Annotated in this window: 21 protein-coding genes and 1 other RNA gene; 15 read left to right on the forward strand and 7 right to left on the reverse strand. The window is 48.5% G+C overall.

Annotated elements, in window-relative coordinates; genetic code table 11:
• Positions 1–4 precede the first annotated feature (4 nt).
• From H6F51_15440 to H6F51_15450, 3 genes are read right to left on the reverse strand one after another with little or no spacing between them, the layout of a single operon-like run.
• On the reverse strand, positions 5–748 hold the full coding sequence (locus H6F51_15440) for an NUDIX hydrolase (protein ID MBD1823876.1): 744 nt from the start codon (positions 746–748) through the stop codon (positions 5–7).
• Entirely contained in the window at positions 712–1,299 is a 588-nt protein-coding gene (locus tag H6F51_15445; protein ID MBD1823877.1) for a nicotinate-nucleotide adenylyltransferase, read from the reverse strand. Before H6F51_15445 ends, H6F51_15440 begins: the two co-directional genes overlap by 37 nt.
• Positions 1,296–2,639, reverse strand: a complete 1,344-nt coding sequence (locus H6F51_15450; protein MBD1823878.1) for a nicotinate phosphoribosyltransferase — start codon at positions 2,637–2,639, stop codon at positions 1,296–1,298. Before H6F51_15450 ends, H6F51_15445 begins: the two co-directional genes overlap by 4 nt.
• 407 nt (positions 2,640–3,046) lie before the next feature.
• On the opposite strand from H6F51_15450, the gene H6F51_15455 reads away from it, so the two are divergent.
• From H6F51_15455 to H6F51_15505, 11 genes are all read left to right on the forward strand, one after another.
• The gene (locus H6F51_15455) at positions 3,047–3,208 is read left to right on the forward strand and encodes a hypothetical protein (protein MBD1823879.1); all 162 of its coding nucleotides are present in this window, start codon (positions 3,047–3,049) and stop codon (positions 3,206–3,208) included.
• Between the two features lie 86 nt (positions 3,209–3,294).
• Complete coding sequence (locus H6F51_15460) at positions 3,295–4,086, forward strand: hypothetical protein (GenBank protein MBD1823880.1); 792 nt, start codon at positions 3,295–3,297, stop codon at positions 4,084–4,086.
• Positions 4,087–4,114: 28 nt separating this feature from the next.
• Positions 4,115–4,561, forward strand: an RNA gene (gene rnpB, locus H6F51_15465) — RNase P RNA component class A.
• 215 nt (positions 4,562–4,776) lie between these two features.
• Positions 4,777–5,385: a hypothetical protein gene (locus tag H6F51_15470; protein ID MBD1823881.1), complete on the forward strand. Its 609-nt coding sequence runs from the start codon at positions 4,777–4,779 to the stop codon at positions 5,383–5,385.
• Between the two features lie 60 nt (positions 5,386–5,445).
• Positions 5,446–6,159, forward strand: a complete 714-nt coding sequence (gene rnc, locus H6F51_15475) for a ribonuclease III (protein ID MBD1823882.1) — start codon at positions 5,446–5,448, stop codon at positions 6,157–6,159.
• A gap of 41 nt (positions 6,160–6,200) precedes the next feature.
• On the forward strand, positions 6,201–7,199 hold the full coding sequence (locus tag H6F51_15480) for a Gfo/Idh/MocA family oxidoreductase (GenBank protein MBD1823883.1): 999 nt from the start codon (positions 6,201–6,203) through the stop codon (positions 7,197–7,199).
• 68 nt (positions 7,200–7,267) lie between these two features.
• Positions 7,268–7,702, forward strand: a complete 435-nt coding sequence (ureE, locus tag H6F51_15485; protein MBD1823884.1) for an urease accessory protein UreE — start codon at positions 7,268–7,270, stop codon at positions 7,700–7,702.
• Positions 7,686–8,354: an urease accessory protein UreF gene (locus H6F51_15490; protein ID MBD1823885.1), complete on the forward strand. Its 669-nt coding sequence runs from the start codon at positions 7,686–7,688 to the stop codon at positions 8,352–8,354. Before ureE ends, H6F51_15490 begins: the two co-directional genes overlap by 17 nt.
• 26 nt (positions 8,355–8,380) lie before the next feature.
• Positions 8,381–8,620, forward strand: a complete 240-nt coding sequence (locus tag H6F51_15495) for a DUF2281 domain-containing protein (GenBank protein ID MBD1823886.1) — start codon at positions 8,381–8,383, stop codon at positions 8,618–8,620.
• Positions 8,621–9,013: a type II toxin-antitoxin system VapC family toxin gene (locus tag H6F51_15500; GenBank protein MBD1823887.1), complete on the forward strand. Its 393-nt coding sequence runs from the start codon at positions 8,621–8,623 to the stop codon at positions 9,011–9,013. It begins immediately after the preceding gene.
• Positions 9,014–9,151: 138 nt separating this feature from the next.
• Positions 9,152–9,715 (forward strand): hypothetical protein, encoded by a 564-nt coding sequence (locus H6F51_15505; protein MBD1823888.1) that lies wholly within the window; start codon positions 9,152–9,154, stop codon positions 9,713–9,715.
• Between the two features lie 187 nt (positions 9,716–9,902).
• Here the strand turns inward: H6F51_15505 and H6F51_15510 are convergent, their stop codons facing one another.
• The gene (locus H6F51_15510) at positions 9,903–10,304 is read right to left on the reverse strand and encodes a hypothetical protein (protein MBD1823889.1); all 402 of its coding nucleotides are present in this window, start codon (positions 10,302–10,304) and stop codon (positions 9,903–9,905) included.
• Positions 10,305–10,584: 280 nt separating this feature from the next.
• On the opposite strand from H6F51_15510, the gene atpD reads away from it, so the two are divergent.
• The 4 genes from atpD (at position 10,585) to acs (ending at position 16,166) form a co-directional block, all read left to right on the forward strand.
• A complete protein-coding gene (atpD, locus tag H6F51_15515; protein ID MBD1823890.1) occupies positions 10,585–12,042 on the forward strand; it encodes a F0F1 ATP synthase subunit beta in 1,458 nt (485 codons plus the stop codon).
• A gap of 59 nt (positions 12,043–12,101) precedes the next feature.
• Complete coding sequence (locus H6F51_15520; protein MBD1823891.1) at positions 12,102–12,512, forward strand: F0F1 ATP synthase subunit epsilon; 411 nt, start codon at positions 12,102–12,104, stop codon at positions 12,510–12,512.
• A gap of 749 nt (positions 12,513–13,261) precedes the next feature.
• Positions 13,262–13,990 carry a carbonic anhydrase gene (locus tag H6F51_15525; GenBank protein ID MBD1823892.1) on the forward strand — a complete coding sequence of 243 codons (729 nt, stop codon included), beginning with the start codon at positions 13,262–13,264 and terminating at the stop codon, positions 13,988–13,990.
• A 202-nt stretch (positions 13,991–14,192) separates the two neighbouring features.
• Positions 14,193–16,166, forward strand: coding sequence for an acetate--CoA ligase (gene acs, locus H6F51_15530; protein ID MBD1823893.1), 1,974 nt, complete (start codon positions 14,193–14,195; stop codon positions 16,164–16,166).
• Positions 16,167–16,202: 36 nt separating this feature from the next.
• On the opposite strand, the gene H6F51_15535 is transcribed toward acs, so the two are convergent.
• The 3 genes from H6F51_15535 to H6F51_15545 all read right to left on the reverse strand — a co-directional run bounded on the left by H6F51_15535 (position 16,203) and on the right by H6F51_15545 (position 18,686).
• Positions 16,203–16,988 carry an alpha/beta hydrolase gene (locus H6F51_15535; protein MBD1823894.1) on the reverse strand — a complete coding sequence of 262 codons (786 nt, stop codon included), beginning with the start codon at positions 16,986–16,988 and terminating at the stop codon, positions 16,203–16,205.
• 17 nt (positions 16,989–17,005) lie between these two features.
• Positions 17,006–17,728, reverse strand: a complete 723-nt coding sequence (locus tag H6F51_15540) for a 1-acyl-sn-glycerol-3-phosphate acyltransferase (protein MBD1823895.1) — start codon at positions 17,726–17,728, stop codon at positions 17,006–17,008.
• A 223-nt stretch (positions 17,729–17,951) separates the two neighbouring features.
• On the reverse strand, positions 17,952–18,686 hold the full coding sequence (locus H6F51_15545; GenBank protein ID MBD1823896.1) for a PEP-CTERM sorting domain-containing protein: 735 nt from the start codon (positions 18,684–18,686) through the stop codon (positions 17,952–17,954).
• Positions 18,687–19,134 lie beyond the last annotated feature (448 nt).

A 19,134-nucleotide genomic window follows, 5' to 3' on the forward strand; every position in this document is an offset into this window, starting at 1 on the left:
AATCTCAAATAAACACTAAAGGCTTATCTTTTAGGGGTGCAAATGCCTCGGCATCAAAGCGATATAAACTTGCAGGTCGTCCCGCTCCTCTGGAAACTTTTACGCCTGTATCTGATAAGAAGCCGAGCTTTAATAGGCGCGATCGAAAGTTAGAATAATCCGAAAAATTCTCGCCTAGAACTGTGGTGTAAAGCTGAAATAAATCACTTAATGTAAACAATTCTGGTAATACATCAAACGCAACTGGACTGTATTCTAATTTGTTTCTTAAACGGCGATGACCATACTCTAAAATCTTGTTGTGATCAAATGCGAGTTGGGGTAATTGATCCACAGGATACCAAGCAATTCCGCTCACTCCATCTGCAATCAGTTCAGCTTCTGCAAACCGAACTAACGCAAAATAACTCACGGATAGATATCGCACTCCATAACTCTCTTTCGCCTCGCGCGGATCGCGATCGGGGCCGCCAAACGTATAAAGCTGCTCTAGATAAAGATTCCTCACCCGAATCTTTTCTGACAGAATCCGATAAGCTGCATCTTCGAGTGATTCTCCTTGTCGCACCAGGGTTCCCGGCAAGCTCCACTGCCCTAAAAACGGCTCCTCATGGCGCATCACCAGCAGAACCAACAAGCGATTTTGCGCGGTGTCTACCGAAAAAATGACGTTATCCACTCCCACCCTGAAATCTGCAAGCTTCTCTCCCATCAATGAACGGGTTGTTTTTTTATGTGTGCGTGGCATTGATACAGTTGCTCCCGATCGATATAAGCCTGAATCGAGGCTGTCACCCCAGATAAGTCACAGCCTTCGCGATATGCGGTGGATGACACATCTGGAACCGTCGCAGGCGCGATCGTGGTTTGCGCTCCCAGTGCTTCCAATCGCTGTAAATCTTCCGTTTTGAACTGATAGCGCGATCGCGGAATCACCAAGACTCGCACTCGCTGCAAGAGTTCCGTCACGCGATACCATTTCGATAACTGTTGTGCTACATCAAATCCCACAACTAGAGTAAGCTCTGCATTCGGATAGCGCTCTTGAATGCGATCGACCGTGACGATCGTTCTGGGATGACTCAGTTCGGGATGTACCTGCACATTCGGACAGCCTAACTCATTGACTAAAACTTGCAGCATGGCTGTTCGATGCGCTAACTCGGTTTGATGCGACTTAAATGGGTTGTCGGCTGCCCAAACTGCAACGTGATCAAACTGTCCGGACAGCCAGCGCAAAATTTCTAGATGTCCTGTGGTGGGCGGATCGGCACTAGTTCCAAATAGCGCGATTCTCATACAGATTTGCTCCGGTGACGAGTGCGATCGGTTAACTCAGAAAGCGCTTCGGAGAGTTCGACTGGAAGCGCAATTGGACTTTCAAGCTGTCGCGCTGATTCGGGTAAGCTTTGAACATTTTTCCAGGCGCGATCGCGAATTTGGGCGATTGTTTCCGGTTCGCTCATGCGCTCTCCCTGCTTGAACACCAATTGTAATAAAGGAATTTCTCCCTTGGGATCTTCAGTCGCAAGTCCTAAACGATCGCGCACTCCAGCTTGCCGAAAAATCTGCTTGCGTCCAGGATAGGTAACTTTCCCAGTCGCTTCTTTCATCACTGGAATTCCATCGATTTCAACTAGCTTATAAACCCCATTTACAGGAGCACCCGTAACCAGTTGAGTTCCTAAGCCATAGCCATCAATGCAAGCCCCGTTTGCCCTTAACTCGGCAATGCGATACTCATCGAGATCGCCACTGGCAAAGATTGAAACGCCAGGTAAGAGCGATCGCACTTTCTTCGACAAATCTAATAAATCGCCCGAATCAATCCGCACTCCTGCAAGCTCAATTTCTCCCGCTTTGAGTTGTTTCGAAAGCGATTCAGCCGCCGCGATCGTGTCGTAGGTATCAATCAGCAACGGCGCACCCGGAAAATAGCGATGAAAGGTAGCAAAAGCTCCGGATTCAGTCCCCTCGATCGCGCTCAACGCCATCACCAATGAGTGCGCCATCGTGCCAACGGGCTTGCGATCGAGTTTCACTGCCGCTAATACATTTGAAGTCGCATCTAAACCGCCCGCTAGCGCCGATCGAGCCGCCCAAATCGAACCCTGTGGACTAAAGGCGCGACGAGTGCCAAACTCAAACAAAATCGCATCTTTACCCGCAACATCTCGCATTCGAGCCGCACGAGTTGCGACTAGGGTTTGATAATTAATCGTATTTAGCAAGTAGGTTTCAACCAGTTGAGCCTGCCACAAAGGAGCCTCAATCCGCAGCAAAGGTTCATTCGCAAATACTGCCGTCCCTTCTGGAACTGCCCAGACATCCCCCTCGAATTGTCCCTCTTTCAGCCGTGCCCAAAACCGCTCCGGTGCTTGCTCAAAAATTCCCGTTGATTGTAGGGCTAAAATTTGCGCGTCGCCAAACTGAAAATTCTCCAAATATTCCAGGGCTTGCGCCAGTCCCATCGCAATTAAATAGCCAAATCCTTTTGGTAATCGCCGCACTGAAAGCTCAAAACTGGCGCGTCTTTGATCTAAACCTTCACCAACGTAACAAGCCGCCATTGTTAACTGATACAAATCAGTTAATAAGCTGTAATCTTCTGGACGAATAATGAGTTCAAGATCTTCCACCCAAATCCTCCTTGGGTTCAAAGGTGATGGCAGGCTGAGATTTACTGTTCCTAAATTATAGTTGATTTAACCAAAAGTCAAGAAGTAGATTCAGAAAACCAGCAATCTAATCTAAAGGCAATCAAAAAGGATTATAGTAGCTCTAACAAAAACAAGCCGTTTTACAGATGTGAAGGGATGTTGCGATCGTTCCGTATTCGCTCTAGTTTTTATAACTTTATTCAAATAGAAAATACGAAATTTCAAGAAAAACGAAATAACCTGCTTTCTTTCTAAACAATTGATGCGATTCCTGGCAATCTTCTGCCAAATTTCTCATAATGAGTCATTCGTAAATCTGTGAATTAGCCATTCACCTAGACAAATTTTTCTGCTCCACCAAACGCACACTTTGAAAGGTGATTCTTATGAGTATTCCAAAAGTAGTAGATGGGCTGATGGACTATTTTTCGGGTGCTGTGAGTCGGATTTTCGGCTTAAGTGATGATGCTTATCCCAGTACAGGACTTCAGCCTTTTAGCGGCAATATTTACGACAAGAAGCACGATAAGAAACATTTTGAGCGTTAACGCTACAACGGTTCTAGGTTTACAGAAGGGATGTCGGTAGAAGCTCAATGACTTCTGCCGATTTTTTAATTACTTTTTAATTAACATTGTCGCTCTGTCCGCCGTTTGACGAAAATTCTAAACACACCGCCACCCCGGAATGGTATAAGGACAGAATTAAAGCTGCATTTGTGCGATCAGGAATGACTGAACTCGATTTTGTTCTATTAACAGTCTATTTTCTATGCGTCACCTATGTTCTCTTCCAGATGGTGAGTTCATTTAACGATGAATTCACCATCTGGCTCGATCAGGACTATCTCAACGAGCAACTCACTGCCCTAAATCTACAAGACGCGATCGGTATCAGCTTCAAATTTGATAACCGCTACGAATTCGACAGGCTCAAAAAGCTGCAAATCCGCATCAACAATAAATCAACTGATCACGCGCTCTATGTCGATTGGGACTCCTGCGCCCTCACCGATCAATACGATCCCCCACGATCGCGGCGTGTCACTCGCGCTGTCGCGGGTTCTCCAGTCGATGTCTTTCAACGCCAAGCGTTCAGCGCGATCGCCCCTGGCAAAACCCTAAGGGAAGACCTGTTTGCCGAAGATATGCTGTCCCGCAGAGATGCAGGTAGCCCCCTGCAAGCGAGCGAAACGGTTCTCGACTTCAGCAAACCTAACAGAAAAGCAGCCGCAGCCAAGAAAAAGCGCTATCAGAACTTCATGTCCGGTGAAGAGATGTTTAAGTTTGAGCTCTACCTTGCGCTGCGCTTTATGGGATTTAACTCATCGGCTCCCGCAGGCAATCAAATCGCGATCGTCTGTCGCTTTAACGTTCGCAAGCTCGACTGGACAGCCGGACTTCCCTGGAATCCCAAAAAGCCCTGACCCCATCAGTTAAACTGGACGTTAGAGAAGAGTCAGCGAGGCGGTTGCGGATTCAGCACGAATCTGAGGAAAGTCCGGACTCCCGAAAACCCAAACTTGCTGGGTAACGCCCAGTGCGCGTGAGCGTGAGGAAAGTGCCACAGAAAAATACCGCCGGAGAAAGGTGGGGATCGGGCATAAGATGTCAAAAGCGTCGTATGCCCCACTCGCCGCTCCGGTAAGGGTGCAAAGGTGCGGTAAGAGCGCACCAGCAGTATCGAGAGGTACTGGCTCGGTAAACCCCGGTGGGGAGCAAGGTCGGACGAAACAAGGGTTGGGTTTTTTCCTGTTTCGGTAGTTCACTTCACTTTCAATGAAGGTTGAGTGAGCGAGAACCGCTTGAGGTTGGAGGTAACTTCAATCCCAGATAGATAACTGCCCTCACCTTGCAAAATGCAGGGTGAGAACAGAATCCGGCTTATGTCTAACTCTTCTCGACTCTGCACAGAAAATGACACAGCCGTTTTCGCTTGAGCGTGAGATTGCTAGTTCAATTCTCACGTTCCTTTAAACAGAACAAAACTAATGTGTAGATTCCGCAAAGACTGTATCGATCGTTTCATCCAGTCTGCTCTGCTCGCATACTATAGGGAGGCAATGCACCCCGTTACATCAGGCAGTTTCTCACCTACAGCCGAGTCAGATCAGTCTGTGAAAAGTCAAGTTTCTACCCTCGAACTCCCGCCGCGCTGTGAGCCTTCTTCCTCACAGAGTTTGCTTTTTGCGATCGCAGAACACAAGAAAAGTGGGCTGATCTTATGTAAAGAATATCACGCAGAGTTCGCGGGTCCTGGCGCTGCGGTGAATTGTGCCGTTGAACCTGCTTATCGCGCTGTGATTGCGATCGGTGCTCCAGATCTGATCGCAACGACGACCTATGAGGAGCGTCGTCGGGCATATGGGCGTAGAATTCAATGGGGACGCTGGCTACAGAGAATTGTTGACCATCCTGATTCCATGACTCGCGCTGAAAAGTTGCTCACAGGGTTTGAGGAGTTTTTTGGACGGCAGGTTGTTCTTGGCTTGCCGAATGAGGTTCTAGCGCTGTTAGCGGGTGTGCTTCCGGGCACGATCGAGCAGATGCGATCTCAGCACTGGCGCAGCAGCAGAATTGGCACAGTACCGTTTCTGCCAAGCTCTGACCAGCTTCAAATCACGACGATTTCTCTCAACAATCAAGAAACTCCAGCCGTGCCGCTTCTAACTACGGCAACTGTTAACGAAATTGAGCGCACCTATGCAGTCTTGAAATCCGCCTAAATTGTCATCAGATGCAGTCCACCCTCTACGATGGAGTTAGTTTAATTTCTGATTGCACCGATGATTGCCTATCCGCGCCGCCAGCAGGAACTCCGATCCCTTGTTCAACGTTTGGGAGTCGCGCAGCTTGATGCGATCGACTGGAACTTAATGGATCTGGCGTTGATTCATGTGACGTTTTCAGCAGAGCGCAATTATGAGCAGCTAGAATTCGTCGGGGATGCGGTCGTGAAGTTAGCGGCGGCTGAATTTTTGCTCAAGGCTTACCCGCAGTTGAAAGTGGGAGAATTCACCGCCCTGCGATCGGTCTTAGTCAGCGATCGCATTCTGGCTAAAATTGCGGATTCTTTTGGGTTCGATCGCTATCTCCTAGTCGCGGCGAGTGCAAAATCTGATCCAGCCGGACGCGATTCTCGCCTTGCCGATTCTTTTGAAGCGGTGCTTGCTGCCCTTTATCTCAGCACCCAAGATCTCAGTCTGATTCGTTCCTGGTTAGATGAGCAGTTCCAACCGCTTGCCGAAGAAATTCTCGCTGATCCTGCCCGCCAAAACTACAAAGCCGCGCTGCAAAATTGGACGCAAGGACACCAAAAAACGCTGCCTGAATATCGCACCCAAGAAACCGGGAATACTCACAATGACCCGCATCGCTTTGTAGCAGAAGTCTGGATTCAAGGACGCTGTTTAGGGCAGGGAATGGGTCGATCGCGGAAAGCTGCTGAGCAAGCAGCCGCACAAGAAGCGTTTTTGGTGCTGAGCCGTCAGGAGAGTTAAATCAGGCTGACTTGCCAGCGCTACCCTTGGGAGGAACTGGGATGTCAGAGGCAACGACGATCGCGCTGTTTGGTGTGGGACGCTGGGGAGTTCATTTATTACGGAATTTCTTGCAGCACCCAAGAGCGCGAGTGGTTGCAGTGGTTGATCCTTGCGGAGTGCAGTTAGAAACTATTGCACAGCGATTTGGGCTTGATGAGCAGATCTTCTTTACGACGCAATGGCAGGATGCTTTGGAGTTAAGCGGGTTAGATGCTGTTGCGATCACCACACCTGCAACAACTCACAATCAGTTAATTACAGCAGCGCTGAAGCAAAATCTTCACGTCTTGGCAGCGAAACCCCTAACTCTAGATGTTGCGGAGTCGATTCAACTTTGTCAGCTTGCCGAATTACAACAAAAGCAGTTAGTTGTCGATCACACTTATTTATTTCATCCTGCGATCGTTCGTGGGCAGGAATTAGTGCGATCGGGTAAGCTCGGCAAACTACGCTATGGCTATTCCACTCGAACCCATCTAAGTCCGGTGCGATCGGATGTCGATGCACTCTGGGATCTAGCTATTCACGATATTGCAATCTTGAATTTCTGGTTGGGAGAAAGTCCCTGTGTGGTTGAAGCGAGGGGTTCGGTTTGGCTGCAAGAGGGGTTAGCGGATACGATTTGGGCGACTTTGATTTATCCCAGTGGGTTTGAGGCGAGACTTCACTTGGGTTGGCTGAATCCAGATAAACAACGCCGATCGTGCATTGTGGGCGAAAACGGTAGTCTCATTTTCGATGAACTCGCACCAGAGGCGTTAACCGTGCAGTGGGGTAAATTCGATTCGGAGTTTAAGCCGATCGACCAAAGCCGAGAAATCCTTCAGTTTTCCAAACAAGAGCCACTTCAACAAGTTTGCGATCATTTTTTGGACTGTGTGCAGAACGATCGAGCTTCTGAGATTTCTTCAGGTTGGCTCGGTGCTGAACTCGTTCAAATCTTGGCTGCGTTATCCGAATCGATGCGACAGGGGAAAGCGATCGAGCTTGTTAAATAAAGCTCAAAAATTGCTGAAATTCAAAAAGGCGCGATATTTTGAGTACGGTAAGTTTTTGAACTTGATTTGTGACTCCAACTTTCACGCGCCGAATTCATCCCAAATCTAATTTGCCGGATTATGTGTTGTCGCTAACGGCAGAGGAGAGGATGCGATCGCGCTTTCTCTTCCAAACTGACGATGGGCGAGAAGTGTACCTAAATTTACCCAGAGGCACAACGCTACGGGATGGTGACTGGTTAGCGTCTGATGAAGGTGTATTTCTCAAAATTCAAGCTAAACCCGAACCCGTTCTAACCGTTACAACTTCAGCATTATTAAATCTATTACAAGCAGCGTACCATTTAGGCAATCGTCATGTTCCACTGGAAATTACAGATACATATCTCAGACTATCACCTGATCCAGTTCTACAAGATTTACTAGAACATCGCGGACTAGAGATCAAATCTGAAATCGTTCCATTCCAACCTGAATCTGGTGCTTATGGACACGCTCACTAATCCAGCATTACTGCGATTGTTGCAGTTAGCTAGTCCCGCTTTACCTGTGGGGGCATACAGCTATTCAGAAGGACTGGAAACTCTGGTTGATCGCGGCATCATTAAAACTGTAGACGATTTAGAGCATTGGATCGGTCAAGAATTGCAGTACGGCGCGGCTCGATTAGAAGCAGCAATGTTGGCACGATCGCACCGCGCCACGATCGCTCAAAACTTCGATCAAGTCCTCTACTGGAATCAATGGTTCACCGCCGCCCGTGAAACCGAGGAACTACGATCTCAAAGCCTACAAATGGGCGGTTCTCTGCTGCGCTTATTCCGATCGCTCCACTCCGAGCCGATTCCGAATTTCGAGGACGGCTGTAATTTTGCGATCGCGTTTGGTCTAGTTGCCGCCCTTTGGGAGATTGATGAATCCGCCGCACTGGTTGCCTATTTGCACAGTTGGGCAGCGAATTTAGTGAGTGCAGGTGTGAAATTAATTCCACTAGGGCAAACGGCGGGGCAAAAGCTACTCCTGAAATTAGGGGAAGAGATTGGGAGGAGTACGATCACGCATCTTGAAGATTCGGAGCTTGAGAGTTGTGGGTGGGGGATTGCGATCGCCAGCATGACGCATGAAACGCTCTACAGTCGCCTATTTCGGAGCTAAACTGAGCAATTATCAGGAGAACTGGAATGACGATCGCTGAACAAATTTACGCCATTGTCAAAACGCTTCCCCCAGAGCAAGCTAGCGAAATTCTTGCGTTTGCTGAATTCGTTCAGTCTAAGCACTCGATTCGTGTAGAAGATGCTCAAGAGATGTCTTGGGCAGACTTGGTTAAATCATTGGCTGGAGCTTGGGCAGACGACTTTCCGACTCTGGAAGAAATTCGTGCTGGAGAAGGGCAAGATGCTTTACGGGAGAGCCTTTGAATGTATGTTTTGGATACGAATACCCTAATCTACTACTTTAAGGATCAAGGGCGAGTCGCTCAAACGCTTGCAAGCATTCCTGCTCAAGACATCGTGATTTCTACGATCGTCTTTTACGAGTTGCAGGTTGGCATTTTGAAATCAACATCACCTGCAAAGCGAATTCAACAACTTCAACAGCTTTTGAGCCGAGTGAATTTAGTTTTGTTTGATCGAGATGCTGCTTTGGCTGCGGCAACGATTCGCGCTCAATTAGAGCAACAAGGAACACCGATTGGCGCGATCGACGTTCTGATCGCAGGGGTAGCGGTCTCGCTGCAGGCAACGCTTGTGACTCACAACATTAGTGAATTCTCTAGAGTTTCTGGGCTTGCGATCGTGGACTGGTATTAGATGTACGATCGCTCAGCTTGAAGATTCGGAGCTTGAGAGTTGTGGGTGGGGGATTGCGATCGCCAGCATGACGCATGAAACGCTCCACAGTCGATTATTCAGAAGTTAGCTGATTCAGATTCAAATCAAGTAAACGAGATGAACAAAAAACAGCCCAATTCCATTAATCAGATTCAGGGACAGGGTGAAGCAGCTATTTTTCTGAATCGCGTTCTTCAATGGATCTGTAGTTTGCAATCTAAAGAGATTGAGATCTTTGAAGAAGAACGAGTCGTCGAACTCAGTCAATTGATGGCGAAGAAGCTTGGTATCGTCGTCTTTTGCGACCTTGATCGCAATTATCGCACTGCTCATAATTTAAGAATTCTGATTGATGAAAAAGGTAAAGCACCAGCAATACCGAAAGAGCGGGATTACTACACTGCGCTAAAAGCGAGCCAGTTTGAAGTGCGAATCGATATCAGTCGCAAAGGTGGATTCTTTTGTCTTCGTTCTTATAGCCGCTCTGACAATGGTAGTTTTTACATTCTTGTGGGCGAAAAACCCAAGCATTTACTTAAAATCTGTGAGCGAGTTGTTCATTTCTTGATAAAGAATGACCTGATTCAGGTTCCTGATGAGCTTCTTAATCGTCATATCGATGGTCGAAATGAATTAGGTGGTGAAGTGACAGTGATGACTCAGCTTTTTGGTGAACTCTAAGCTGAATTGTGCCCTCATATCGTCCAAGCTAGATAGACCAGAACTGCTTATCTCCAGCGAAAATTAGAACGTTGAGCGCAAGCTAAAAGCGGCTTGTACGTTACGATGGAGGAGCCAACGAGTTAACGATCGCCCTCTTCACTCATCAAATACGAGCACTCACGATCGCTGAACAGCTCCGTCAAACCTAATCAATGAAATCTTGAATCATGTCTAGCTTTTCAGGAGTCTCCGAAGTAATTGGGCGATTGCCATCAACCGGAAGTGTTTTCCGAACTTCAGCTTGACTCGCAGCGATCGGTCGATTGCCATCTTCATGCAGCACTTCCTTCACCTCCAAATTGCTCGGAGTAATCGGACGATTGCCATCAATTCCCAGCGATTTGTTCGCTTCTAAGGTATCCGCAGCGATCGGACGACTGCCATCGACTTCGATTGTTCCGCGCACTTCCATCTCATCGGCAACAACCGGACGATTGCCATCGATCTGCAAAAAAGACCGTACCTCAAGATCGCTGCTGTCGATTGGGCGATTCCCATCAATTTGAAGCACTTTGCTCTCATCTTGCTCTGCGTTTGAAAGAGTCAGATCGCTATTTTCTGAAGACTCTTGCTGTTTCGGCATCGTTAAAACTCCTGCTCTTCACTGCAATTGTTTAGTTTTAATCGCCTGCTGAGTTGTCAAACAACTGTCTAAAGTTAGTCACGATCGACGGGTTGTTCGATCGCGGGTCATAGAAAACACACCCTTCACCAATAGGAAAAATTGCTTAATCATCTGTAACCCTTCAGTGATAAGCTAATTCGTGGCGAATAAGCGCAATTCGTGCATACACAATCGTTGAACCATAAGTTTTAGGGCACCGATAATGGTCACCACCGCAGAGAAAACAAACATCGGTTACATCACGCAAATCATCGGCCCAGTGCTGGACGTGCGATTCCCCAATGGCAAAATGCCCCGAATTTACAACGCCTTGAAGATTTCTGGTCAAACCGAATCCGGTCAAGACGTTGCCGTGACCTGCGAAGTGCAACAACTCTTAGGCGATAACCAAGTCCGAGCAGTGGCGATGAGTTCCACCGATGGCTTGGTGCGCGGCATGGAAGTTGCCGATACAGGCGCACCAATCAGCGTTCCTGTGGGAACCGCAACCTTGGGACGCATCTTCAACGTTTTGGGTGAACCCGTAGATAACCAAGGTCCGGTCAACAACACCGAAACTTCCCCAATTCACCGTCCCGCTCCGAAACTGACCGAACTCGAAACCAAGCCTTCCGTGTTTGAAACCGGAATTAAGGTGATCGACCTGCTGACTCCCTACCGTCGCGGTGGAAAAATTGGTTTGTTCGGCGGTGCAGGTGTAGGCAAAACCGTGATCATGATGGAATTGATCAACAACATTGCAACCAATCACGGTGGCGTGTCGGTGTTCGCAGGTGTGGGTGAGCGCACTCGCGAAGGAAACGACCTCTATAACGAAATGATCGAATCGGGCGTAATCAAAAAGGACAACCTCAACGAGTCCAAGATTGCCCTAGTGTATGGTCAGATGAACGAACCACCGGGAGCGCGGATGCGGGTTGGTCTCTCAGGTCTGACGATGGCAGAATACTTCCGCGATGTGAACAAGCAAGACGTATTGCTGTTCGTGGATAACATCTTCCGGTTTGTGCAAGCGGGTTCTGAAGTATCAGCGCTGCTTGGTCGGATGCCTTCTGCGGTGGGATATCAGCCGACTTTGGGTACAGACGTAGGTGACTTGCAAGAGCGGATTACCTCGACGACTGAAGGTTCGATTACTTCGATTCAAGCGGTTTACGTGCCTGCAGATGACTTGACCGACCCTGCTCCGGCAACGACCTTTGCTCACTTGGATGGAACCACTGTACTTTCTCGTGGTTTGGCTTCAAAAGGAATTTATCCGGCAGTTGATCCGTTGGATTCAACTTCCACAATGCTGCAGCCGTCGATCGTCGGCGATGACCACTACGATACGGCTCGTGCAGTTCAATCCACGCTGCAACGCTACAAAGAACTGCAAGACATCATTGCGATTCTCGGTTTGGATGAATTGTCGGAAGACGATCGCTTAACCGTGTCGCGTGCCCGTAAGATTGAGCGCTTCTTGTCGCAGCCGTTCTTCGTGGCTGAAGTCTTCACCGGATCGCCGGGTAAGTATGTGTCGTTGGAAAAGACGATCGCAGGCTTCAAAAGAATCCTTGCCGGCGAACTCGATGATCTGCCAGAGCAAGCGTTCTACTTGGTCGGTGACATCGATGAAGCGATCGCGAAAGCTGAAAAAATGAAGGCTGAAGCCAAGTAACTCTAAAGGGTGCGGAGGATTCTGCACCCGCTCATCGTTCATTATTCATCCTAATTACTATGGCTTTAACGGTTCGTGTGATTGCGCCAGATAAAACAGTCTGGGATTCTTCGGCTGAGGAAGTGATTCTTCCTAGCACCACAGGACAACTCGGTATTTTGACGGGCCACGCTCCTTTGTTGACGGCACTGGAAACCGGCGTTCTGCGCGTCCGGGCTGACAAGAACTGGGTGCCGATCGCGGTGATGGGCGGCTTTGCAGAAATTGAAAAGAACGAAGTCACGATTCTGGTGAATGCGGCAGAGCGCGGTGAATCGATCGATCTCGATGCGGCTCGTACTGCCTACACCGAAGCAGAAGCGAAGTTTGCTCAAGCGGATCAAAGCGGTTCTAGACAAGAACAATTGCAGGCAACTCAAGCGCTGAAACGCGCTCGTGCCCGTCTTCAGGCGGCTGGCGGTCAGGTTTAGATCGCAAACTAATTTGATCGAAAGCTCAGGGGGAATCCCTGGGCTTTTTTCATGCGATCGCAGACATCATAACTGGGCGCTCTTTTTGTCGAAGAGTTGAAGCAATTCGATTGATTCTGCAAATCGGAACCTGTGCAAATCGTGAAATTGAGCAAGGTACTACACTGGGTAAACAAATGAATGAGTTACTCCGGCGAAAAACAGCAATCAATGCTCAACGAAGAAGCCAGAAAGTTTAGGCATTTTAGAGGTGTTGTCTAACTTGATCGATCGACAAATTGAGCGCGATCTGTTCAACACTCAATCCCATTTCTGCTAAACGAGAAATCGCCACGTACCGCGCTCGTTCTGCTGCTTGTCGCGCTCGTTCCGTTTCAACATGAGTTAAAAGTTTCGTCTCAATAAATCGTGTTTGGGTCGTAATTGAGTTGGTTGGAAAAAGAAGTCATGAGATTGCCTCTCACTCAATAAGTTTTCATACGATACCGCGAAGATTAAGTGAATTGCGATCGCTCATTCAATGATCGTAGGGATCGAAATCTGTTTTTGAAATCGGAGTCGATCGATAAATTTCAAGCCATGTACAGCTTTCTTAATATCGATAATTTCCTTTGTTTGACTGTGGGGATCATCAATCACTGCATTTGAATGGATGAGGCAGTCGCTCTGATATATTTCCCTTATCACCTGTATCGATGCGACTGAATGAAATGCGATCGCATCGATTAACATTGCTGGAGATTAATTTGATGACTCGAACACATGGTTTTATTGGACGGCGATCGTTCCTTGCAGGAATGGGAGGACTCGGCATCGCAGCAGCAGCAGGAAGCAATTTAATCTGGCAGCCAGAAGAAGCGCTAGCACAAAATTCAACCAAACCTCAGATTAAACCTAAACCCATTAGCCCTGATGCAGCATTAAAGCTTCTACTCGAAGGCAATCAGCGATTTGTGGAGGGTAAGCGCCAAAACCCGCACCAATCTCGTTTACGCCTTCAAGAAACTGCTGTTGCCCAATATCCCTTCGCGTCGATTCTGGGTTGTGCAGATTCTAGAGTGCCTGCCGAAATCGTGTTTGATCAAGGCTTAGGTGACTTATTTGTGGTGCGAGTTGCAGGAAATGTGGCAAGTCAAACCGCGATCGGAAGTCTAGAATTTTCGACCGCTGCATTGGGATCGCAACTGATTGTGGTGGTTGGTCATAGCCGTTGTGGTGCAGTGACTGCAGCCGCAAAAGGAGATCCGTTGCCGGGTCGAATCGGCGTTTTTGTGGAAGAGATTAAGCCCGCTGTGGCTCGTGTGAGAGCGAAAACAGGGGATTTAGAGCAAAATGCAGTGATTGCGAATATCCAGTATCAAGCGCAGAAGCTGGCAGAGAGTTCGACGATTTTGAGTGGCTTGATCAAGGAAGGTAAGCTCAGAATTGTGGGTGGGCGCTATGACTTGGCAAGCGGGAAGTTCACGATCGTGACCTGAGCGGATGAAGAGTGCTACCAGAAACAAGCCATCAGATTGTTTTTGACCCAACTCTGTAAGGCGAGAAAGTGATCGCAAATTTCGCGATCACTCTTCTTAACGAAATGCAATCTTGAATTCTGCTGATCGCACCCAAGAAGCCAGTATCGTTGGGATAGGAGACTCTCCGACTGTTTGTTTTAGATACTTTAGAAATCAACTGATGTCACAACCGACGATCGAATCAATCCTGCATGAAGACCGCCTCTTTCCCCCTTCTGCGGAATTTTCGCAACGTGCGCGGATCAAGAATTTAGAAGAATATCAAGTGCTGTACGATCGCGCCAAAGCCGATCCGCTCCAGTTCTGGTCAGAATTGGCAGAACAAGAACTTCATTGGTTTCAAAAATGGGATACGGTTCTCGATTGGAGCAATCCCCCGTTTGCGAAATGGTTTGTCAACGGCAAGATCAATCTTTCTTATAACTGTCTCGATCGACATTTAGAAACCGATCGCCGCAACAAACCCGCGATCGTTTGGGAAGGTGAACCCGGAGATTCAAAAACGCTCACCTATGCCGAACTGCATCAGGAAGTTTGTAAGTTCGCAAACGTTCTCAAAAGCTTGGGAGTCAAGAAAGGTGACGGTGTTGGCATTTATATGCCAATGATTCCTGAAGCGGCGATCGCAATGTTAGCCTGTGCCCGAATTGGTGCGCCTCACTCGGTTGTGTTTGGTGGATTTAGCGCAGAGGCATTGCGCGATCGTCTCATTGACGCAGAAGTAAAAGTTGTTGTCACCGCAGATGGCGGATGGCGAAAAGATGCGATCGTGCCTCTGAAACCGCAAGTTGATAAGGCTTTAGCAGAAGGAACTACTGCGGTAGAAAAAGTTGTAGTGGTGAAGCGAACGGGTCAGGACATCTCGATGGAGGGCGATCGCGATCTCTGGTGGCACGACCTCGAAAAAGACGCTTCCACCGATTGCCCTGCTGAACCAATGGACAGCGAAGATATGCTGTTCATTCTCTACACATCAGGCAGCACCGGAAAACCCAAAGGAGTCGTCCACACCACAGGCGGCTACAATCTCTATGCTCACATGACCGCTCAGTGGATTTTTGACCTGCAAGAAAACGATGTCTACTGGTGTACGGCTGATGTCGGCTGGATCACAGGGCATAGTTATGTCGTTTACGGGCCGCTCTCAAATGGTGCAACGACCGTGATGTACGAAGGTGCGCCTCGTGGCTCAAATCCGGGTTGCTTCTGGGATGTCATCCAAAAGCATAAAGTGTCGGTGTTCTATACCGCTCCGACTGCGATTCGCGCCTTTATCAAGATGGGCGATGAGCATCCAAAATCGCGAGATCTATCTTCACTGCGATTGCTTGGAACCGTGGGCGAACCGATCAACCCTGAAGCTTGGATGTGGTATCACAGCGTCATTGGTAAGGAGCGTTGCCCGATCGTCGATACCTGGTGGCAAACCGAAACAGGCGGCATCATGATTACGCCGCTTCCGGGTGCAATTTCGACAAAGCCCGGATCAGCAACGCTACCATTCCCCGGAATTTTGGCGGATGTGGTTGATCTCGACGGCAATTCTGTACCTGCCAACGAGGGCGGTTACTTAGCCGTGCGGCATCCCTGGCCCGGAATGATGCGAACCGTGTACAAAGATCCTGATCGCTTCCGCAAAACCTATTGGGAACACATTCCACCTAAAGACGGCAACTACATCTACTTTGCCGGAGACGGGGCACGACGGGATGAAGATGGTTACTTTTGGGTCATGGGTCGCGTCGATGACGTGATCAACGTTGCTGGACACCGTTTAGGCACGATGGAAGTTGAATCAGCGTTAGTCTCGCATCCCGCAGTTGCAGAAGCCGCAGTCGTTGGAAAGCCAGACGAAATCAAAGGTCAAGATATTGTCGCCTTTGTGACGCTCGAAGGAACGCACCAACCGAGCGAAGACCTTGCCAAAGAGCTGAAAAAGCACGTTGTAAGGGAAATCGGCGCGATCGCCCGCCCTGGTGAAATCCGCTTTGCCGATGCGCTACCGAAAACGAGATCGGGTAAAATCATGCGTCGTTTACTTCGTGATTTAGCCGCAGGAACCGAGATTTCTGGAGATACTTCAACCCTTGAAGATCGCGGTGTATTAGAGAAACTACGCGCCGAAGGTTCATAAAATATAGAGCGCGCTCACAAAGGGGGAGATCGCGCTCTATACTTTGACTTTCAAAAACTCATGCTGCTTAAGAATCTCATACAGATTCACATCTACCTCTAATAGACAGGTATGACCGCTCTCCGGTAACACAACCACTTCCGCATCCTGAAACGCCGCTTTGAGCCGATAACCCTCAACTAGCGAAGGCAGCAACCGATCCTTTCCGCTTGACAAAATCAGCGTGGGAATCGTCAGCGAACGCAACTGCTCGATCGGCACTTCAAACTGCCGTAGCAAATCCATGCGCCAAGTCGAGGTCGCTTGCGGAACCGAACGCACCGCTTCGATTAAAGCTTGTCGATCCAGCGGTGCAATTTTCTCAAACGCCGCCAGAAGTGGCAGAAACGAAACCGAAGACCAATGATACAAAAACTGCGGCAAATGACGACTAAGTTGAGCGCCCCACCCAATCCAAGGTCTGCGATTAAACGACGAAGCGGGATTGACGAGAATTAAGCGATCGAACAAACCCGGTGCCAAAGCTGCAACCTCCATCGCCAAGCAGCCGCCAAACGACTCACCGCACAGATAAATCTCCCGGTCTGGCTCCCCTCTCACCTCCGTTCTGACTAAATCCACGACCCGCTGCGCCAAGTCCTCCCAATTCGTCAGGTCATCAGGCGGGATCGCCAAGCAACGCACATCAAACGCCACCTCTAATCCTGCCGTTTGCGCTCTTAACAATTGCCCTGTCCCATCCATCCCTGGCAGAAAAACAAACAGCGGAAACTGGGGTCGAAGCGCTTTCGGCGTGAGAAAGCAAGGAGAACTTTGAATCATGGGAAAAAGCTTCAGATTTAAAAGTGACCTTGGTGTAACAGTGTTCTAATTTCAGTCTGGGCACGATCAACGAGTTCAATCACAGCTTTTCTGGCATATTTACCTTGATAATCTGTGCGCTGAACCGACGTGATCCAGATTGGGTGTCCGATAAGTATATTTACATTCTGATATAAAACTAGCGGATGCCACCCCTCTTGGTCAAACAGTGGCTCCGAGGGATCAAAGAAGCTTAAGACTTTGAGCGGGATCGCAGAATTGATCGTTTCTCGCTGCGGTGAAATTGCTACAGGCAAAACCGCTAACTCAGAAATGGGTGCTCTAAGCGCCAAATGAGCAAACCCCCGCTGAAATTCGCCCATCTGATTCGGTTCGGGAGGCTGCACCATCGGCAGAGTGCCTTCTGGAAAAACCCCTACGGCTTGCTGCGACTTCAGCAGCGCGATCGCCTGGTGGAAAAAGCTGCTCTGACGATGCTTATCGCTATCTAAAGGAAAACATCCTAGCTGTGTCACCACTTCTCGCATAACGGGAACTTGCCCCATATAGTGATGGCAGGCAAATCGAATCGGACGATCGATGGCGCTCATCAACAACATCGCATCCATGACGCTGCGGTGATTGCTCACAACGATAACCGGGCTGTTTCTGGGAACACGATCGCAGTGATACGAATAGGTTCGTGTACCCATGCTCATCAGGATCATCTGGGAAATCTGAAGGGGACTCAAAGCTGGCATGAAACTTATGACACTCGCTCTATTGCAGACTGAATCTCTTTCTATTTATGAATAGATTGACCGGAACTAACCATTGTCTTTAGACGCAAATCACATAACTAGAGTGAAAAATTATCCTTATTGTAGGTCGTCTCTGACTTTAGACAGGAAAAAGCACCCCTAAATCAAGAGGTGCAACTAACGGGAATTTTGAATTAGATCCGTGTCGCCTTCCGCGAGAACGTTACTCTTCGAGTTGTGCTTGAGTCCGGCGCTTCAGCAATAAAGCACCGCCCGCAGCCATCAAGCCCAGCACTGCTGCCGGCTCAGGCACTTTCCGCACATCGCCATCATCGGCAATGTGGAAAGAGTGGTTATCCGACTCAAAGCCACCACCACCGGTTTGCGTAATCACAATGCGGTTAAAGAGGTCATTTTTGCCCTCTGAGTAGAAGTGGAGGTAGCCGTTGCCTTCACCGCCATGCTGTTCTGCTTTCACAGGAGCCACAGGGTTCACGTCTTCGGTCGAGAAAGACTTGATCAACTGATCGCCCATGAAGAACGAAAAGACGTTTCCAGGGCTAATTGCGCCCCAGTTCATCCCGAAGTAGTTCAAGGTTTTCTCTAACTTGATCGTCACGCTATCGCCCTGAAATACAGCTAGGTAGCTGCCCTGGTTGACTTCTCCATTTGGACCTGCGGGTGCCCAGACATCCTGACGAACGCTGCTCGTACCGCTGTTATTTTGGAAACTGTATTGTGCAAATCCTGTAGTGGGTACAGAACCGGAATTGAAGTCAATCGTGGTGGTGCCTTTTTTGTTCCAGAAGTCGGAGTAAGCACCGTGATTGGTGACACCGTTCGGACCAGCTACACCAGAAGTGATGTTGAACGTAATGGCTTGAGCGGAACCTGCATGGCTAAGCGCTGCGATCGCAGAAACCGCCATGGCTGAAAGAAAGCTCTTAATTAATGTCATACCGTTGTCTTGCAGACTAACTTTATATCTCACATTATTCGTTCTCCGCAGTGGAGAAGCTTTGCGAAAATGTACTGAAATTTTGAGCAGTATCCTACTAGTTTTCTTTATGAACTAGGCATTAAATTTGACAAAGAAAATCCGTAATTTCGACTAGATTAAGGATTGTTGTCGAGAAGAGCTCCCTAAATTTACGGAGTAGCTTGTTGTTAGTGCGTCTACTTCATCGCGGCTTGTCGTTTAGGGTCGTAGCCTCACTGAACTGAAGCACTAGCGCTGACCGTTCACATACAAAAATTCAAGCAATTTTCTAGAGGTCTAGATTTCGGGGAAGTTACTGAGGCCATCTCACAAATTGGTAGAATCGGGAGCTTGAGACCTCTTAATAGCAACAGACGGTAAGATTTAAGGTTTAATGACGCTTCTGACACAGCGTTGCTGGTTAGAA

Source organism: Cyanobacteria bacterium FACHB-DQ100 (genome assembly GCA_014695195.1).
Taxonomy (GTDB): Bacteria; Cyanobacteriota; Cyanobacteriia; order Leptolyngbyales; family Leptolyngbyaceae; genus Leptolyngbya.

What these genes read in the sequence shown, in the direction of transcription:
- H6F51_15440 (MBD1823876.1), bottom strand. Translation starts at nt 748, where the DNA reads ATGCCACGCACACATAAAAAAACAACCCGTTCATTGATGGGAGAGAAG.
- H6F51_15500 (MBD1823887.1), top strand. Translation starts at nt 8,621, where the DNA reads ATGTATGTTTTGGATACGAATACCCTAATCTACTACTTTAAGGATCAA.
- H6F51_15535 (MBD1823894.1), bottom strand. Translation starts at nt 16,988, where the DNA reads ATGATTCAAAGTTCTCCTTGCTTTCTCACGCCGAAAGCGCTTCGACCC.
- H6F51_15455 (MBD1823879.1), top strand. Translation starts at nt 3,047, where the DNA reads ATGAGTATTCCAAAAGTAGTAGATGGGCTGATGGACTATTTTTCGGGT.
- H6F51_15525 (MBD1823892.1), top strand. Translation starts at nt 13,262, where the DNA reads ATGACTCGAACACATGGTTTTATTGGACGGCGATCGTTCCTTGCAGGA.
- acs (MBD1823893.1), top strand. Translation starts at nt 14,193, where the DNA reads ATGTCACAACCGACGATCGAATCAATCCTGCATGAAGACCGCCTCTTT.
- H6F51_15495 (MBD1823886.1), top strand. Translation starts at nt 8,381, where the DNA reads ATGACGATCGCTGAACAAATTTACGCCATTGTCAAAACGCTTCCCCCA.
- atpD (MBD1823890.1), top strand. Translation starts at nt 10,585, where the DNA reads ATGGTCACCACCGCAGAGAAAACAAACATCGGTTACATCACGCAAATC.
- H6F51_15520 (MBD1823891.1), top strand. Translation starts at nt 12,102, where the DNA reads ATGGCTTTAACGGTTCGTGTGATTGCGCCAGATAAAACAGTCTGGGAT.
- H6F51_15445 (MBD1823877.1), bottom strand. Translation starts at nt 1,299, where the DNA reads ATGAGAATCGCGCTATTTGGAACTAGTGCCGATCCGCCCACCACAGGA.
- H6F51_15545 (MBD1823896.1), bottom strand. Translation starts at nt 18,686, where the DNA reads ATGACATTAATTAAGAGCTTTCTTTCAGCCATGGCGGTTTCTGCGATC.
- rnc (MBD1823882.1), top strand. Translation starts at nt 5,446, where the DNA reads ATGATTGCCTATCCGCGCCGCCAGCAGGAACTCCGATCCCTTGTTCAA.
- H6F51_15490 (MBD1823885.1), top strand. Translation starts at nt 7,686, where the DNA reads ATGGACACGCTCACTAATCCAGCATTACTGCGATTGTTGCAGTTAGCT.
- H6F51_15480 (MBD1823883.1), top strand. Translation starts at nt 6,201, where the DNA reads ATGTCAGAGGCAACGACGATCGCGCTGTTTGGTGTGGGACGCTGGGGA.
- H6F51_15505 (MBD1823888.1), top strand. Translation starts at nt 9,152, where the DNA reads ATGAACAAAAAACAGCCCAATTCCATTAATCAGATTCAGGGACAGGGT.
- H6F51_15540 (MBD1823895.1), bottom strand. Translation starts at nt 17,728, where the DNA reads ATGCCAGCTTTGAGTCCCCTTCAGATTTCCCAGATGATCCTGATGAGC.